The organism is Paenibacillus sp. FSL H7-0943 (assembly GCF_037963265.1).
Lineage (GTDB): Bacteria > Bacillota > Bacilli > Paenibacillales > Paenibacillaceae > Paenibacillus_AQ > Paenibacillus_AQ odorifer.
Window position 1 is genome coordinate 5,022,021 of sequence record NZ_CP150148.1, and the last position, 17,352, is coordinate 5,039,372.

A 17,352-nucleotide genomic window follows, 5' to 3' on the forward strand; every position below is an offset into this window, starting at 1 on the left:
CTGTCGAAAACAGCATAGCATTTCCTCAAACGCAATCCTATCAAGCGGTGGTTGAATTTTCATAGGCGCTTTATTCAACTGTCGGTAGAATTCTCCACTTTTGTCACTTTCATTTATAGGTTTTTTCTACAGTTCATTTCCATTATCCTGCCCGCTAGTTGAATTACACCACGTACGTTCATAGGTCCATGCAAGCACAACTTCACTAATTGATCAACATGAAGCTATCACACGGAATCTTTAATGGACACGAGAAATGGATGGAGAACTTTTTTTATTTCCTATAGCCATTTGAACGATAATCTGAAGCACGATGATTACAGCCAAACCATAGAATGCTTGAACGAAGCTGCCTGTTGCATCGTGGAGCCAGCCAATCGCTAGCGGCCCGAGCGCTCCGAGAATGTAGCCACCAGATTGGGTCATTGCGGACCAGCTACTAGCTTCTTGAGCATTACTTGTTTCATCAATGGGCAACATCAGTGCAATCGGGAACAGCCCACCCGCTCCAATACCGAGTGGAATCGCCGCGAGCCAGGGGCTAACGGATAGGTTCAGCATCAGGACACCCATCAACTCCAATAAAGCACACCCGACAAGCCAGAATACACGTCTTTGGTAACGATGTACAAGCATCGGAATAAACAAAGTAGAGGGCAGCGATATCAATGTAAATAAAGTTTGGATTTTGCCGGCAGTCTCTTGGCTATACCCCTGGCTTTGGATTGCTGGCGCAAGCCAAGCGGTCAACGAATAGAAGATCGCTGCCATCAGCCCGAAGAATAATGTCAGCACCCAGGCACGTCTATTGTTCACCGGAAGTGGTGCATTAAGTACACTCGAGATTTTACCGGATTGGCGATCTGTGCGAGCAGCCCTGGCTAGTCTCAACCAGATCGGCAATGCAATAGCTGCCAGTAATGCCCATACAGCCAACGAGCCTCTCCACGAAGCACCCAGCGTATGCTGTAGCGGGACCGATAGTCCCACACTAATGCTGGCCCCCATCACCATCGCTGTAGAGTAAATACCCACCATGGATGCCACTCGATCAGGGAAGTACTGCTTAATGAAGCTGGACAACAGCGGCCCTGCCAATGCAATCCCCACACCGGAAAGAAAAGAAGTGAACATCATTAAAGGAGTTGTACCAACAAACCATCGTAATCCCGTACCTAACCCAATGAGGATTAAAGCCAGAACAATTGCGCCTTCATTTCCCCACCTTCTGCTTAATCGTACGGAGAACGGAGCAAATATGCCCATGCATAATACCGGAAGTGTGGTTAACAAACTGGCGGTAATCCCGCTTATACCCAGATCATTCTGAATGATGCTCATTAGAGGAGAAATGGATGTAATGGGTGGTCGTAAATTCAGTGAAGCCAGGATAAGCGCCAAGACGATATAAAAAAGTTTCATTATGAATCACCTCATGGTAGTAGTATCGATGCATTCTCCCATGATCCTATTTGTTAATAACAGATCTTTGGGAGGTGCACGATTAAGTATAGAATCATTACAATGATTGAACAATACTATAGTTTCTATTAAAATGATTACTAAAACCAATGATTAGAGGTCATTCATATGGAGATTCGTCAGATGGAAAACTTCATTGCTGTGTGTGAGGAGCTTCATTTTACACGAGCAGCTGAGAAGCTTGGCATATCTCAGCCTACGTTGAGTCAACAAATACGCGCACTTGAGGATGAACTCGGAGTTCCCTTATTTGACCGAGTCGGCAAAAAGATTGTGATGACTCAAGCAGGAAATCTGTTTTTGGAGCACTGTGTACAGATGATTCGGCATTTACAGAATACCCAGGATGCGTTAGCTGAATTACGCAATGATCAACGAGGTCGGTTGGTAATTGGTGTTCTCCCTTCCGATCTGGACTACCGGCTCACCCCATTGCTCGTGAATTTTCATACGCGATTCCCCAAGGTGCAGCTGAAGCTTATCTCATCGATCTACGTCTTGAATCAAGTACTGGATAATGAAGTAGACATCGGGATCGAGATCACCTCTGCTCCAGATGATCGGCTTGTACGCATTCCCTTGTGCAGTGAAGAATATGTACTTGTCGTTTCTGAGAATCATGATTGGGCTGAACGAAGCACGATTGGAATCCAGGAACTGCGTAATATCCAAACTGTGATGTTCCCCGAAGGATTTACAGGCAGAGAATTGGTTGATGGCTATTGCCGTAAATATGGATTCAGCTTAAATACGATAATGGAGACCAGTTCGGCAACTTCCATTATTAGCTTGGTGAAAGCCAACGTCGGAGGAACATTGCTGCCTTACCGTTTGATCCAAGCAATGAATGAACCAACATTACGCTGCATCCGAATTACAGACGATCCGCCATATCGTCACTTTGAGATCATTCATCGGTCCGACCGTTTTCTGACAAAATCGGCAAAGTCATTTATTGAGAAAACTATCGAGTATTTCAATTAAAGGTGAGTTGCGAAAGAGATCGCTTCTGCTGCCAGAAGTAGAGTATAGTAGGAATGAAAATATATTAGGAGGCTACAGCCATGTCACAGGAGATTTGGATTAACCTGCCAGTCAAAGATGTTGAGAGGTCAACTGCCTTTTTCAATGAGCTTGGATTCCAAGCGGTGAGTGTTGGGAACGAGAGAGCTAAGCTTGTAATAGGTCAAACAACAATTCTGCTGTTCCCGGATGCGGCGTTTGAGAAATTTACTGGTTCAAAAACCGCAGATACTTCCCATAGCGCTGAAGTAATCTTCTCCATTGGTGCTGAAAGCAGAGAAGAAGTAGATGCTTTTATCCAAAAAGCAGAGTCTGCCGGAGGAAACATCTTTGGCAAGCCAAGTGAAACTGACGGCTGGATGTACGGCGCAGGATTTGCCGACCTGGACGGTCACCGCTGGAATCTGCTGTACATGGATGAGAGCAAAATGCCAAAACGCGAAATTTGAAGCGAAAAGCCAACACCAACAAATCCAAGATATGGTGTAATGATTCGGGCGTATACGTTGATGAAAAGAGCTGGGGAACGGAATGAATAAAGAAAATAGGGACTTCGCTGAACGAGTTCTTAAACATCTTTGTATTGGGGCAAAAATTGATGGTCTTAGATTTGGAGTATCAAGTGGTGCTACTCAAGTTTATTTAACTGTATGAAGGCTTCGATGATTTAGCTGGTCAAATGTACCTGAACATTGAATCAAAGTGGACTATATTTGATTCAGTTCCCTCTCAATACCCTAGTAATGAAAGCCAAATTGCAGATTTTTCTGAGGAAGAAAAATACAGTCAGATCATAAAGGTGAGACGTGAAAAGATTATAGATATACAATTGGGAGACAGCACTCCACATTTAATTATAAGCTTTGAATCAGGTAGCATACTATTTGTTATTGGTTTTCATGAGAAGTATGAATGTTGGCAGGTGGGAGTAGAATCTGATAACTGGCTAGTTGTTGCATGTCCAATGAATGGAATTGCTACATGGACTTCAAATAAATTTGAATAATAATAAAACACTCCATTGTCAGGAGTGTTTTTTCTTTTATATACAGATATACATTTAATGGTCAAACTGTACTTTGTGTTTGGAAGCATTGAGGTGAAGCGTATTATATATAATCAATGAATTCATTAGTTTTGTTATATCCATAAATTATGATGGAGTCGGTAGTTACTTCACCTGGAACATGTATTTTTTTCAAGATTTGAATTAAATCAGCATTTATCGAGTCATCTTCAGCATGAATTTCTAACCACTCAATAAATTTGTAACCACCATCTGAAAAATGGTAATACCAATCTCCATCCCAAAGGCTGATATAGCCAGTATCAATGTCTTTAGTCCTCCATTTGGTTGGAAAGGCATAGTTAAGCATTGCTTGTCTTATTTCTTCCCATTTTGTGTTGTTCATTAAAGGTTTTAGTTCATTTGAATCCATATATTCACCTTTTTCATCCATCAGTACTGCACGTGTTTATTCCAGTTCATCATTTTTTCTTGTACAAAACTGCCCGTTAGTTGAATGAAGGCAGCTGATCGCATTGACTGACGGGCTGCCTTATCATGTTTATTGAACTAACATGTCCCGTTAGCGTAATGCAATCAGTAAAAAACTTACCCATACCTACGGTTCACCACTTTGGTTGAAGCGGTGAATTTTGGAGCCACTCTTATATCAACCGAGCACTCATTTTCGGCACGTGACAATTTTCCCAATTAGCTTTTATGAACGCCCGATGCATGAGCGAGCGTGTTGTACTTGAGATAATCATCATATTACTGATCGTCACTCTGCTGTGAATTGTTGTGTTGAGTTCACACCCTCCACAACTTGGCCGCTAGACAGATAGTAATCTCTTTGCACTGAACCGTCTGTTTTGGTGCTGTTGACCACAAATACCTGGCCTACTTCTATCGGCATCAGATAGTTATCGTAAGGAAGATAATTGTCCACCAGTGGAAGGTCTTTGATATCTTCATAGGCGTCCTCCAATCGCCAAAATTCTCGATAGGCGTAATCCTTGAACCCGTTCAAATCCTGCTTACCAAAATAAGATGCTGCATATTCCTTGCCCTGTAAGGAGATGTAATCTACTCTGGATGGCTCAATATCTTTAGCAATCCAACTTAGGTTCTCAGAATAAATGTTATCGCCATAATGCTCCTGTAATTGATTGCCCATACAAGGGATGGATTGGGTCTTATAGTCCATTTCATCAAGCCCGGTATGCGCTGAGCCGTAAATGCCCATAACGCTCTCATTGCCCAACTTCTCAAATTCGCGAATAAAGTTTTCCGTCATCGTGTCTTCCCGATATACGCCGTCTTCTTTGCTGTAAAAAACACGGCCTTGCCGGATCGCTTCCATTGTTAAAGTATACTTCTCCGATTCTCCCAGATCGTTTGCCACAAGATAAGATAAATAGCCGCTCCCGGTAGTTTCATATTGATGCCCGATGTCTGTGCCGTGGAAAATCGTCTCCGGACACTCGCTCTTTATTTTTTTGTAGAACTCTTTGACATCAGGGTTGTGACTACGTGTCCGTTCCCAATCATCATAAATCTCCTCTAAAATATCGTCATTGTCCGACTGCATCCATAGATTCAAGTATTCGGCGGTAAAATAGGGCAGCTCGACGAATAAGTGCCTCATGCCCTCGTTGTGGTAGTATTGAGACCACAATTTATATTCCTTGTCCAATATCTTGGCTACGCCGTGTGCTTCACCGTACAAATAAATGCTGCCCGATGCTTGCGCTACCACAGGTGTCACTATAGTCGGCTGCGCAGATTTGCTTGCTGTCTTGCCTGCGGTGGAATTATCGCAGGCAGTAAGGCTACTGACCACAAGTATAACGATCAGGGCAAGCAGCAAAGGGTATACAAGCATCATTTTCGCTTTGGCTACGAAGGTGAGATTATGGTCATTCATAAACTTAGATCAACCTTTCATGTACATTTATAAATCCATAATTGGTATTCCCTAGCTGATGTGAGATTTCCTGCTCTCTCATCCTCAACTCTATATAGATTAAGGGGAAATGTGTCCTTTAGCGTAACGAAGGTAGCCGTTCATATAGACCAGCTACCTTCGTTTTAGATTAAGCTATTGTTTCCCGTTAGTTCAATAGAATCAACAGTTTCAGTCCGATGGTATCCTCTTGTCTATGATTCAAGCCACCACTTTCAATCCTATGATAAAATACTTATAAATCCCACTATAGCCAAACGGCCAAAGCGGATATAATCTTACTCTAAATTACTGGAGGTAGCGCTCCATACTCGGCCCACTGCTCTTTTGTCGGGCCGTAAAGATCCGGCACACTAAGGCCTGCCTGACGCATCAGTACTGTCATCTGACCACGATGATGAATCTCATGCTTTACGAGAATTTCCAGCATTAAGCCGTTTGGCCATTGATCACCATACATATCGCTCATGATAAGCAGATTCTCATCTTTCCAACTGGACTGTATAGCATCAAGGAGCGCTTGTGAGGTCCTCTTATAGACTGACGCGATGTCTGCTGCCGAAGCTGGCACCGGCATATCTTCGCCTGGTCCTTCGAAAGACAGTCCCGTCCGAGATGGCATTTCGTGCAACGTCTGTACAAGGTGCCATGCAACACGTCCAAGCGTTCTATGATCGCTTGTTATCTGTTGACCAAGAGACTCGTCCGTCAGCATCTCCAGTGTCCGCATTGTTGCTTCCGTTTCATTCTGCCAAGTTGCGGCAAAATCTTTAATGTGTTTATACATATCCAACATCTCCTTTTTGTAATGGAATCAAGTTTATTGTACCGAACATTAGTTCGCAAGTAAATATTTACATTTACTTAAACTACCCCCGTTAACTCAACCGTTATTTATGATACGGCTCACCGTAGTATATCTAAGCATAAATTAGAGTTTGACCAAACTTTACACATTCATGTATAAAGCGAAAACCACTCCTTACTATGGAGTGGTTTCTTAGAATCTCGCTTTTTTGCACTATCATTCTCAATGGAGTTGATTACGCATTTGTATCCAACATTGCTGGAATATTTATTTCTTTTACACAAGAGGCTTTGGAAAGGTTCATTAAGCATTTAACTAAAGAAACAATATCTTGAAGAGGAATCTGTGTACCGCCATACGCAGACAAGACTTTCTCAATTCCATCTTCCAATGGAATTTGGGTTGCAATTTCACCAGGATTTATACAAGTCACACCGATCCCATACTTTTTTACATGCTCCCTTATAGAATTTCCAATACCACGCAAACCGAACTTAGAAGCTACAAATGAAACTTGCGTAAAATCATTATGTTCAAGACCTGCCGTAGAACCAATCAAGAAAATTTTTGCGTTATCTGACTTTTTTAGATTCGGTAAAAGCTTCTGTATGCAGGTAATAGCTGAAGTAACATTTACATTAATGATGTTGACGATTTCAGCTGGGTCATCTTTTTCAAAATCATAGTCATCCCTGAAGCCTTTGCTCTCCCATATCCCTACATTATATATTAATACGTCTATTGTAACGTCATTTACTGTATTCGCAATCAGCTTGCTTGCATCAGATTTCGCTAAATCAGCCTCAATCCAATATTTCTGTACACCATCTTCAAGATTTAAATTGTTAGGATAAGTTCTAGAAACCACCCAAACACGATCACCTTTTTCTGGCAATCCTTTGAAGAATGCCTCACCTAATCCTTTACTTGCTCCGAAGATAATAAAATTTCTCATAAGTTATCCTTTCGATATGATTTATCTCTGCATTTAATCATTAAATTCACAGTGAATGCTGAAAATCATTCAATATAAGAATCACCAAGAACATTGAATTTTTATATGACGCTTCCCTCAACAATGAATTTATACTTACTTATAATACGGTTAAGCATGATTATGTTCAACTATCCTGCCCGTTAGTTGAATAAAGACGCCGATCCACTGACCGGCTGCCTTATGTCATCATTTAGCTATCGCTATTCGATAGTTTAACAATCAAGATTTCTGCACGCCGTGACCACTCTTCTAATGTCTATGCTCAAGGATGTTGATAAGTTTGCCAAACGGGTCGCGGACATAGAATCGCCGAACACCCCAAGGCTCATCAACAAGCCCATATTCTATCGGAAATCCAGCTTTCTTCATGCTTTCAAATGTAGCATCGACATCATCGACTTCAATTGATAGATCAGGCGTAGGCGTTTCTGAGCCACCCTGTGAGGCAAAACTAATCTGAATACTCATCTCCTCGTCTAAACCATAAGTTCTAATCCAACCATGATCCATCATTAAATCAAGACCGAGCACATCCTCGTAAAAGCATTTAGCTGCCGTGAGATCCTTCGTGTTTATATTGGCGACGATTCGTTTGACCTTCATTTCAAACCTCCCAGACATAAGTAGATTATCCTTGAATATAGAATGCATTCAACATATAACAGTTAATTCTAGCCTCGACGTTCCTGACCTTTATTTATCCATATTTAGCTGCGGAGGCTCACCGAGCAGAAAACACCCGAAGAACTGGCATTAAGTCTGGTTACGAAATCTCCGTACTAACCACCTCAACACAAGAAGCACCACGATTCCGCAAATGGTATAACTGATTGGGCGAATAAATTGCTCCACGATACCCCAGTTGTCACCTAAGCGGTATCCCAGATAGATCAAAGCTAAGTTCCACGGGATACAGCCGAGTGCTGTAAATGTTATGAATCTCCAAGCTTTCATTCCAGCAACCCCTGCGGGCAGTGAGATAAAAGTACGAATAAAGGGCAACATACGAGTAAAAAATACGGTACTCTCTCCATAACGCTCGAACCAACGCTCCGATTGCTCCAAATGATGCTCATTTAGGAGAATATATTTTCCGTATTTTTCTAATAACCGGCGTCCACCAGCCTTACCAATATAGTAGGCAATGATGGAACCCAGTAGGTTTCCGAATATCCCAGCAACAGCAACTTCCATAAAAGTAAGCGAGCCTTGCGCAATCAGCCACCCACCGCTGAGCATAATCACTTCACTGGGAATGGGGATACAGGCACTCTCTAGAATCATCCCTAACCATATGCCCCAAATACCCATAGAATTAACAAGGTGAAGCGCGGATTCAGATATCCACGTAAATAGTTGATGCATGAGTGTTCACTCCGCTTCATAAATTTTACTATTCCTTAAGAAAGTCTCGTTATAATTGAACAAAAAACGGGGGGAAAACAAAATAATGATGAAATTCAATATACACAAATTTTTGTATGGCATATTCGTTATAGCCGCTATCTTGCTGATGTTCCCTAAATTTTCTTACAATGATCCCGATACCTTCTGGCATATAGAGCTAGGACAATATATGATCGAGCACGGACAAGTTCTACATCATGCCATACATACTTTTTACGGAGATAAGCTGCCCTACGTCCCTCATGAATTCGGATTCCAGCTGCTCGTTGCCCCGATTTATGCAGCTTTTGGATGGCAAGGTGTGTATATTTTGACCGCTGTATGCTTGTTCTTTTTAGTGCTCGGATTGCTTCGGCTGGGTAAGGTTTCACGCAAAGAACTGGGACTTCAAGAAGACCATGTTCTCCTGCTCCCTTTTGTGCTGCTAATTTCTTGCTGGATTTATTATAATTATTTCAAAGGCCGTCCACAGATGATCTCTTCGTTTATGATTATCTGGTTTTTCGTATATTTACGTGAATATCAAATGAGTTCTCAAAAGAAATATGCCGCTGCGATGATTGCTCTTTCTATTGCCATTGCCAATTTTCATGCAGGAGTATGGCTTGTAATTGCTGTATTTACAGGGATGGCTCTGCTTGAATCCTTGATCCAAAAAACGCTGAATGGGCGTAAAATCATAGTCTTCAGTCTCGTCTGGTTCGTTGGCATTCTAAATCCAGGCGGCGTAAAAAGTCTCTTGTTTATTTTGACAGTTACGAAAAAGAACTTTAACCTGCTGATCAATGAATGGCAGCCGATTCGGTTCAATAGCTTGGAGAACTTGCCCATCTTACTATTGCTTTTGTTCTTTGCCTGCACACTTCCTTTTGCACTCCAGCGTAAACCGTTCCGTTTTTTTCTTATGCTTGGGATTCTATACCTCGGTGTATCAAACTTCAAGCAAAACCTATTTATGTGGCTGTTCATCCCCTATTTTGCGGCTGTATTTTTTGATGTGCTTCCTGAATTCACCAAAACAGGTATTCTAGTCCGACAAAGTACATTACGCGGGTTACTGGCAGTTGGCCTGCTGCTAAACATTGCTTATCTATTCCTTGTACCACCAGTTATTGACGCCAAAAAATATCCTGTCGATGAAATGGACTATATTCTACAGCATACATCTGAAGGTACACGTCCGAAAGTTCTCGCACACTACGGTTCATCCGGCTATGTCATGTTTCGAGGGGGAGATGTGTTATGTGATGGCAGACAAGATCCCTTCGTGACAAAAGATTCTCTTGGCGTATTGGGTTGGACTGCTTTTGAACGCTCGATGCACGGATTCTCTGAATACCTTCCCGAGATCGTTAATTACGATCAGCCCGATTATGTAATTACGAGCAAAAAGGTCTCCTATAAACTACTCAAGGAATGGACACAAAAATTCGGTCAGCCCGTATTTACGGGGACCTATGGCAGTGTCTTCTCGTTTATCCCAGAGTGATGATCCGGCTCATTAATTCCTCACTCTGTAGAACGCAAAAAAAAACGCTGACCTGAGGCAATCTAGCCTATAGTCACCGATCCGCAAATAAGTATTCTGATTAATAACATCCGCATGGTAAGGATATACATAATTACGACAAATAAGAAAAATAAGTTAGTAAAATATCAAATCTAGCGTTGATTGTTCCTTAATTGTATAGTATTTTATGGAAGAAAGGTAATTTAAAAGAAGGGAGGAATTAAAAATGGACAAGATGTGTATGGAAATGATGATGAACATGTGTATGGATGATATGATGTCTAAGATGAACTGTATGAAGATGGGCATGGAAAAAATGTCTGAAATGGGCATGATGGATATGAACATGGATATGATGATGAAAAAAATGCAGGACTGCGATGAAATGATGACTATGTGTATGACAATGATGCGCGAAGGAATGCAAATGTCTAAGTAGCCTATAGACCATCGTAAGTTTGGCAGAGCAGACTAACTGCATGCCTTTTTTTATTTTCTATTTATTATTACAATGTGAGCTTAAATTATATCCTGATATATCTACTCTGAATCTTCTTCGATAGATTAATCCGTTCCTGCTTTAACTCCCAGACTTTCTCTTTCCACCGGTACTGCTCTACTGGATCCGCACTTTCCCTCAGCTTATTAAATAAATCCATTAATATTGCATTTATATCGTCGAATTGAATCCACAGCTCTTTCACACTTTGTTCTGTTGTCTCAGCATGAGAATTCTTACTCAGCTTATTCAAACGATCTATGATGTCAGCTTGCCACTGTCCATCGTTAATTGCTTTGGCGTAGTTTAGAAGATCCAGATAATCATCGACAGACATTTTCACCGACTCCTTATTCTGTGTATACCCAGTATTATACTCGGCATTATAGAAATTGCAATAGTCTATCTGTAGAAAAGGCATCTTCTCAGATGCCCCCACAATGTTATTCCCAATCCGTTACTGAATTTTCCCGCCTTCAACGACAAGCTCATCGGTATATCCTTCACCGTAAATTTCATTTAAGGTTTCTTTATAGGCTTGATGGATAAATTGTTCTTTACCAAGGATATCAAGTTCTGTATTAATCCAGTCCAGCAATTCCTTATTCCCCTTTGCCACTGCTGGAGCAATTGTATCCTGACCCCCGAAAGCAGGAATGCTGACCGTAAATCCAGGATTCGATTTAGCCCAAGCAATGAGTTCTGTATTATCGTTAGCGATTGCCGCCCCCCGACCATCTTTAAGCGCTGCAAAAATCTCGGTGTACTGATCGAATTTGAGCAATTCAATATCCGGATATTCTTTGGTAAAATAGGTTTCCGCTGTCGTACCTTTAGCTACAATGAGCTTTTGCTTGTTCCCTTTTAATTGATCAATGGAAGTGATTGGAGCACTGTCTGGGGATACGATCCCAAAGGATAATTTCATGTACGGATTAGCAAAATCCACTTTTTCTTTTCTTTCCTCGGTGACCGTAAAGTTAGCCATAATGATATCAACCTTACCCGATTCAAGATATGCAACGCGGCTGGCAGCATCAACTAACACAAATTCAACCTTCGATTCATCCCCTAGCAGATCCTTGGCAAAGCGTTTGGCAATATACACATCAAACCCTTGGTTTTTACCCTCAGCGTCCACATAACCAAAAGGTGGTTTGTCTGCAAATACGCCGATCTTAATCTTCCCTTTCTTCTTTAGCTGTTCAATAGAAGTGAATTTAGAAGATGCTGAGTTTCCGTTGTTATCCGAACTATTTCCGCAAGCAGCCAATCCCATCAATAATATACTTACACCTACCAGCATCGTTAGCCATTTCAAACTTTTCTTCATTTCTCTTCCTCTCCTATTTCTATAATTTTTCGTACTGAAATATATCCAGAAAATGCTGGGCACGTTCTGTCGCAGGGTGGGTAAAAAATTGTTGCGGGGCAGCGATCTCACATATCTTGCCTTGATCCATAAACACGATCCGATCCCCAACCGATTTGGCAAACCCCATTTCATGAGTCACGATGATCATCGTCATTCCTTGCTGAGCAAGCCCTAAGATGACATCAAGCACTTCCCGAACCATTTCCGGATCCAAGGATGCTGTCACTTCATCAAATAACATAATCTCCGGATTCATACATAAAGCTCTTACTATAGCTATTCTCTGCTTTTGTCCACCGGAAAGCTGGCGTGGATAGTCCAGTTTACGCTCAAGCAGCCCAACCCGCTCTAAGAGCTGTTCCGCTTGCTGCGTTGCTTCTTTAAGCTCTCTCTTTTGTACTTTCAGAGGGCCTAGAAGAATGTTATCCATAACCGTCATATGCGGGAATAACTCATAATTTTGAAAGACCATTCCGATATGCTGCCTAACTTCACGCCAATCTACAGCAGCCCCCGCGAGGTTCTGCCCACGATATTGTATCGCGCCTTCCTGAACCGGTTCCAAACCGTTAAGACAACGTAGGAACGTACTTTTTCCACAGCCAGAGGGACCGAGAATAACGATTACTTCTCCTTTTTCGACCTGCAATTCAATGCCGTCCAGAACCTTTCGCTCTCCAAAATATTTGTGTAATTGTGTAACCTCCAGCAGGAGTTCTCCGGAATCTGCCATTACAACCGTTCCTTCCTAAGCCTTAATTTTGCCATCTGCTTTCAACTTTTTTCGAAAGTCTGGATAACGGAAAACATACAGAAAAATATAATATAAAGATAAAGCCGTATACCCAGAATGAAGCGGTGGGCGCTTTTATCACGCCGAGTTCAATGATCTGCTGCCCGATCTTTACCACCTCAATCACTCCAATCAGCACCACCAGTGATGTTGTCTTGATCATTCGTGTGGCAAGATTAATCATTCCCGGCAGCATTCTGCGTACAGCCTGCGGGATCAAAATATGCCGATAAAGTTGACTGCTGCTCAGACCTAGCGCCCTGGCAGATTCCACCTGATGTTTTGGCATAGATTGCATAGCTCCACGAACAAGATCGCCAATTTCCGCAGCTCCCCATAAGCTGAACACCAATATAGAGGTAGCCTCCCCGCTGATATCGATATGAAGTAATGGAGAGAAACTGAAATGTACTACATACAGCCACACTAGAATCGGAATAATTCTAAAGGTCTCCAAATAAAGACGTAATATAAACCTTAATGGCCTCGATCCCAGCGTCCGGAGCAATCCCATAACGATCCCTAATAACGTACCGATTCCAATAGAGAGAAATGAAATTTCAATCGTTACAAGTAAGCCCCCTAATAATCGTTCGAAATTAGAACCTTCAAAAAGCACCTCAATCCCCGAATTCTGCATATCTCACCTTCCTTTCCACCCAAGTCAATAAAAGCGATAAGGGCAGGACTAACACCAAATAGGCGAGTACCAGAAGGAGCAGAGACTCCGCTGTTTTGTAATGCATGCCGATCAAGTCTTTTGCCACATTCATCAAATCCATTAAAGCAATGGCACCTACAATAGAGGTCTCCTTCAGCAGAAAGATCGCATTTGCCCCTAAAGAAGGAATACTTATCGCAAAGGCTTGGGGAAAAATAACATATCTGACCAGCTGCAGCTTAGACAGTCCAATGCTCTGACCTGATTCAATCTGCGATTGGCTAACTGCCTCGAACCCACTTCGAAAAGCCTCCGTCATATAGCTCCCGCCCAAAAATGTCATGCCTACAATCGCACAGGTCATTTCACTAAAGTGAATTCCGATCTTAGGTAAGCCATAGTAAAGAAAAAAGAGCTGCACAAGTAAAGGGGTGTTCCGTGAAAGCTCAATGTAGATCTTAATAACATCACTGACGATTTTGACCTTATAGTACAAGACGATACTGAACAGTAATCCAATAAGGAGTGAGAATACAATAGCTAACAACGCTAGCTTCACTGTCAGCCACATCGCCTCACCATAAAGCGGCAAACTCTCGTAGATAAACTCCCAGTCTAAATTCATATCTGAGTAACCCGATCCCCTTTTCTTAATTTCTAATAATTATCAAAATCTTACATTAAACCTTACGCGTGGTGATATGATTTTATTCATACTATTCCAAGTAAATAACTACGTTTTAAAACTCTTGTATAATAGTCCACACAAAAAAAACCGCTAAGAGATTAGTCTTAGCAGTTTCCTTCTTCTATAGGATAAACCTTGCCCCACCCTAACATCCCACTACCAATAGCCTCGGATGCCGGTCTGCAAGCGGATCAACGCTTCCATATAATAATAATCTCCCCAAATCATATGACCATCAGGCACACGTCCACCTCTCACATGATAAGAACCATGCTTTAGAAGTCCCTCTGCTTCCGGATTTCCAGATGTCGCATAATGTTCCACTAGAGATTTCATGCTACGGTGTAAAGCAACTTCATAAATGGCCCGGTCCGGATCGTCTACGCCTAGGTGATCGAGCAGTTCCAAAAGACCGGCTGCGGCAATCGCCGAAGCCGAGCTGTCGCGAGGGGTCTCCGCTCCCACTATCACATCGAAATCCCAATAAGCCACACTATCCTCCGGTAGATGGCTGATAAAATAATCCGCTAGGCTCTTAGAAGTCTTAAGAAAATCCTCATTCTGCGTATAGCGATACGCCAGAGCAAAACCGTATATTCCCCAAGCTTGACCACGTGTCCAGGTCGATCCGTCCTCATAACCTTGATGTGTTCCTCCATGAATTGCATTTCCGGTAGCCGGATCAAAATAAAAAGTATGGTAAGAGGAGGCATCCCCACGCACAAGAAATTTCCGGCTCTTAAACGCATGTTCGAGCGCTATTTCATAATAGCGCTTATCTCCTGTTTCCTCAGCTGCCCAGAATAATAGAGGTAAATTCATCAAGCAGTCAATAATGATACGTCCCGCATTCTCCGGGTCACTCTCCAGTCCCCAGGCCTGAAGAATCCCTGCTGGTTCACGCCAGCGCTTGCACAGCGTGTCCGCAGCTTGCAGACCGACAGCTCGCGCCGCTTCGCTGCCCGTTATTTTCCACTCCGCTACTGCGGTCAGTGTATACAAGAAACCAATGTCATGATGGTCCAGGGCGATGTGCTGATCCAGACGATGCTTGAAGTCCCCTAACCAAGAGGCTGCCGCCTCCTTATAGCATGAATCCTTACTATATTCATAAGCAAGCCACATCATCCCAACATAGAAACCCTCTATCCAGTCGTCGTTGTCTCCCCATTCGTACTGTTGCCCCTCAGCGATATGAGGCAGTTTGCCCGGATGGTTAGCCATATTGCTCCCAACTTTGTGAATCGCATCCTCAATAGCCTTATTCCACATCTTTGTTTCTCCCTTCCCTTAAATCAACAGTATGCAAAAGTGTATCGTTACTAGGTTCGTATACAGCAACCCTTCCGTCCGAGTGCCATTGAATAAGCGGTGGTGAAGCAAGACTTGCCTGGTTCTCCGGAGTATTCGTCGCTCCGAAGACAGCAGATATCAATACTTGATCTCCCGGTTCCAGTCTGGAGCACAAGCTCGGAAGAAGTGTCCGCGGCTTCAGCAGATTGGTATTTGGCTCGGGATATACGCACTCTCCCCGATCAAAGCCGCTTAGCCTATGTATGGCACTGATTCCCCAGGGCAGCTGCACCGAAACAGCAGTGTTCGATACCTTAATGATTTCCCGTTCACTGTGCGAGAAGCCAGCTGACTGGCCAATGGCAAATCCACCCTCCGATACATCCAGCCGCCGGGCAGTATGAATGCTGTGAACACGAACATGCCATAGACCTGCCGGAATAATCCATGTCTCCACATGTACATCACTCCAGGGATGCCAGCGGGAATATACATAGCTGTCCCCGATTTCCCAGGTCTCGCAGAATCTGCGTACCCGATAGTGTTCATCACATTCGCATAGTGCGAGTGTAGAATCGTAAGCGCCTTGAACCAACCCGTAACCCGCTTTCGGGACACTAAAGCCAAACAGAGTGGAATATGCAAATTTAGAATATTTGGCTGCACTATGGGCCATATCAAAGTTAGCCATCTGGCCAGAGGTATAGGCAATAACATGCCTGTTTCCTTCCGGACGACTCACAAGCATTCGCGCCTCTTGGAGAGCCCGTACCTCTTTCAAAATAGGCAACGGCTCTTCCTCCGCCTGCCAAAAAGGATGATCATCTGGCAAGGCAAGAATAAGCATAGCTTTAAAGGCCCAATACGGAGATCCGGGGGCGTTGTAGTTCTCTGTCATGACTAGATTCGGATAAGCATATCCGATGCTAAGCAGTCCGTCTAATCCCATAATAGGTTGTTCAAACCACCAACGAAAATGGCGCATAATGATTCCTTTAAGAACGCCATATGAAAAAGGAACCATATCTGCATACACCAGCGCACTCCAGAATGAAACCTGTGCAAAACGATAGGTCAGGCTACGACCAAAAGGAAGTGCGCTTCCGTCCTCAGCGAACCAATAAATGAAATCCTCGGCAAATCGTGCGGATCTTTCCCGATAAACAGCAGCTCTCTGAGGATCATCATCCGCCATCAGCTTAGCGTATATCAGCGTATAATAATGCATAGCAAAAGCAATATAATAGTCCCTCTGATCGGTCAATCCATCGGAATACCAACCGTCACCAAGATAGTAATTATCGATCTGCGCTAGATAATCATCCATTATGCTCTGATCATAAGGTAATCCGACTTTCTTGAAGCCCACATTCACAAGAACCGTGAACATCAGCCAGTTATTCGGATTGGAACGATCCACATGATTAATCTGATTTAGCCAGTTATATACATTCATTTTCTGCGTGTCGCTCAGCGGCTCCCACATTTTATGTGGTGCAAGAGCAAGCCCCAGTCCCAACACGGCCTGCTCTACCATACGCTGATCTTTGGTAGTAAATTGCCCCCAATATTCTTCATGCTCCGGGTCTGTTCCGTTGATGATCCCTTCCAGAAACATCGGCCAGAGTGCACTTTCCCCTCCACCGCTGGCATGGGGAACAAGGCCCCATAGAGGACGGGCGAAAGCTTCCATAAGCGCTGTAGCTTCATTGTAAATCGATCCTGTAGCGCCCATATTAATTCCTGCACAACCAGAGGTAAATCTGCGCTCCAGTGGAGCATATAGTTCATTTAGGAACATCTGTAATTCATTTTTAGTGCCCTTTATTCCCACAGCAATGTTT

Annotated in this window: 18 protein-coding genes and 1 pseudogene; 5 read left to right on the plus strand and 14 right to left on the minus strand. The window is 43.0% G+C overall.

The window, feature by feature from the left end:
- Positions 1 to 240 precede the first annotated feature (240 nt).
- Entirely contained in the window at positions 241 to 1,422 is a 1,182-nt protein-coding gene (locus NSQ55_RS22105; protein WP_339169129.1) for an MFS transporter, read from the minus strand.
- 183 nt (positions 1,423 to 1,605) lie between these two features.
- Here NSQ55_RS22105 and NSQ55_RS22110 point away from each other — a divergent pair, with 183 nt between their 5' ends.
- The 3 genes and pseudogenes from NSQ55_RS22110 to NSQ55_RS22120 all read left to right on the plus strand — a co-directional run bounded on the left by NSQ55_RS22110 (position 1,606) and on the right by NSQ55_RS22120 (position 3,511).
- On the plus strand, positions 1,606 to 2,466 hold the full coding sequence (locus NSQ55_RS22110; RefSeq protein ID WP_339169131.1) for a LysR family transcriptional regulator: 861 nt from the start codon (positions 1,606 to 1,608) through the stop codon (positions 2,464 to 2,466).
- A gap of 80 nt (positions 2,467 to 2,546) precedes the next feature.
- The gene (locus NSQ55_RS22115; protein WP_076279218.1) at positions 2,547 to 2,954 is read left to right on the plus strand and encodes a VOC family protein; all 408 of its coding nucleotides are present in this window, start codon (positions 2,547 to 2,549) and stop codon (positions 2,952 to 2,954) included.
- An 82-nt stretch (positions 2,955 to 3,036) separates the two neighbouring features.
- Positions 3,037 to 3,511 (plus strand): annotated as a pseudogene (locus NSQ55_RS22120) (hypothetical protein).
- 103 nt (positions 3,512 to 3,614) lie between these two features.
- Here NSQ55_RS22120 and NSQ55_RS22125 read toward each other — a convergent pair.
- From NSQ55_RS22125 to NSQ55_RS22150, 6 genes are all read right to left on the minus strand, one after another.
- On the minus strand, positions 3,615 to 3,965 hold the full coding sequence (locus NSQ55_RS22125) for a DUF6678 family protein (protein WP_218641827.1): 351 nt from the start codon (positions 3,963 to 3,965) through the stop codon (positions 3,615 to 3,617).
- Between the two features lie 327 nt (positions 3,966 to 4,292).
- Positions 4,293 to 5,438, minus strand: coding sequence for a hypothetical protein (locus tag NSQ55_RS22130; RefSeq protein WP_339169135.1), 1,146 nt, complete (start codon positions 5,436 to 5,438; stop codon positions 4,293 to 4,295).
- 322 nt (positions 5,439 to 5,760) lie between these two features.
- Positions 5,761 to 6,264 (minus strand): DinB family protein, encoded by a 504-nt coding sequence (locus tag NSQ55_RS22135; RefSeq protein WP_076186909.1) that lies wholly within the window; start codon positions 6,262 to 6,264, stop codon positions 5,761 to 5,763.
- Positions 6,265 to 6,520: 256 nt separating this feature from the next.
- Positions 6,521 to 7,240, minus strand: coding sequence for an SDR family NAD(P)-dependent oxidoreductase (locus NSQ55_RS22140; protein WP_076130262.1), 720 nt, complete (start codon positions 7,238 to 7,240; stop codon positions 6,521 to 6,523).
- Positions 7,241 to 7,531: 291 nt separating this feature from the next.
- Positions 7,532 to 7,885 carry a VOC family protein gene (locus NSQ55_RS22145; protein WP_076186911.1) on the minus strand — a complete coding sequence of 118 codons (354 nt, stop codon included), beginning with the start codon at positions 7,883 to 7,885 and terminating at the stop codon, positions 7,532 to 7,534.
- A gap of 150 nt (positions 7,886 to 8,035) precedes the next feature.
- Complete coding sequence (locus tag NSQ55_RS22150; protein ID WP_076130264.1) at positions 8,036 to 8,647, minus strand: DedA family protein; 612 nt, start codon at positions 8,645 to 8,647, stop codon at positions 8,036 to 8,038.
- An 85-nt stretch (positions 8,648 to 8,732) separates the two neighbouring features.
- Between NSQ55_RS22150 and NSQ55_RS22155 the strand changes: the two genes are divergently transcribed.
- Both NSQ55_RS22155 and NSQ55_RS22160 read left to right on the plus strand, forming a co-directional pair.
- On the plus strand, positions 8,733 to 10,178 hold the full coding sequence (locus tag NSQ55_RS22155) for a hypothetical protein (RefSeq protein ID WP_339169139.1): 1,446 nt from the start codon (positions 8,733 to 8,735) through the stop codon (positions 10,176 to 10,178).
- A 247-nt stretch (positions 10,179 to 10,425) separates the two neighbouring features.
- On the plus strand, positions 10,426 to 10,638 hold the full coding sequence (locus NSQ55_RS22160) for a hypothetical protein (RefSeq protein WP_038572647.1): 213 nt from the start codon (positions 10,426 to 10,428) through the stop codon (positions 10,636 to 10,638).
- 85 nt (positions 10,639 to 10,723) lie between these two features.
- On the opposite strand, the gene NSQ55_RS22165 is transcribed toward NSQ55_RS22160, so the two are convergent.
- From NSQ55_RS22165 to NSQ55_RS22195, 7 genes are all read right to left on the minus strand, one after another.
- Positions 10,724 to 11,035, minus strand: coding sequence for a hypothetical protein (locus NSQ55_RS22165; RefSeq protein WP_076194804.1), 312 nt, complete (start codon positions 11,033 to 11,035; stop codon positions 10,724 to 10,726).
- A 120-nt stretch (positions 11,036 to 11,155) separates the two neighbouring features.
- On the minus strand, positions 11,156 to 12,031 hold the full coding sequence (locus tag NSQ55_RS22170) for a transporter substrate-binding domain-containing protein (protein ID WP_339169143.1): 876 nt from the start codon (positions 12,029 to 12,031) through the stop codon (positions 11,156 to 11,158).
- 19 nt (positions 12,032 to 12,050) lie between these two features.
- A complete protein-coding gene (locus NSQ55_RS22175; protein ID WP_076134604.1) occupies positions 12,051 to 12,806 on the minus strand; it encodes an amino acid ABC transporter ATP-binding protein in 756 nt (251 codons plus the stop codon).
- A gap of 22 nt (positions 12,807 to 12,828) precedes the next feature.
- Entirely contained in the window at positions 12,829 to 13,506 is a 678-nt protein-coding gene (locus NSQ55_RS22180; protein WP_339169145.1) for an amino acid ABC transporter permease, read from the minus strand.
- A complete protein-coding gene (locus NSQ55_RS22185; RefSeq protein WP_076186917.1) occupies positions 13,487 to 14,152 on the minus strand; it encodes an amino acid ABC transporter permease in 666 nt (221 codons plus the stop codon). Before NSQ55_RS22185 ends, NSQ55_RS22180 begins: the two co-directional genes overlap by 20 nt.
- Before the next feature lie 219 nt (positions 14,153 to 14,371).
- Positions 14,372 to 15,487 carry a glycoside hydrolase family 88 protein gene (locus NSQ55_RS22190; RefSeq protein ID WP_339169147.1) on the minus strand — a complete coding sequence of 372 codons (1,116 nt, stop codon included), beginning with the start codon at positions 15,485 to 15,487 and terminating at the stop codon, positions 14,372 to 14,374.
- The gene (locus NSQ55_RS22195; RefSeq protein ID WP_339169149.1) at positions 15,477 to 17,342 is read right to left on the minus strand and encodes a DUF2264 domain-containing protein; all 1,866 of its coding nucleotides are present in this window, start codon (positions 17,340 to 17,342) and stop codon (positions 15,477 to 15,479) included. Before NSQ55_RS22195 ends, NSQ55_RS22190 begins: the two co-directional genes overlap by 11 nt.
- Positions 17,343 to 17,352: the final 10 nt, after the last annotated feature.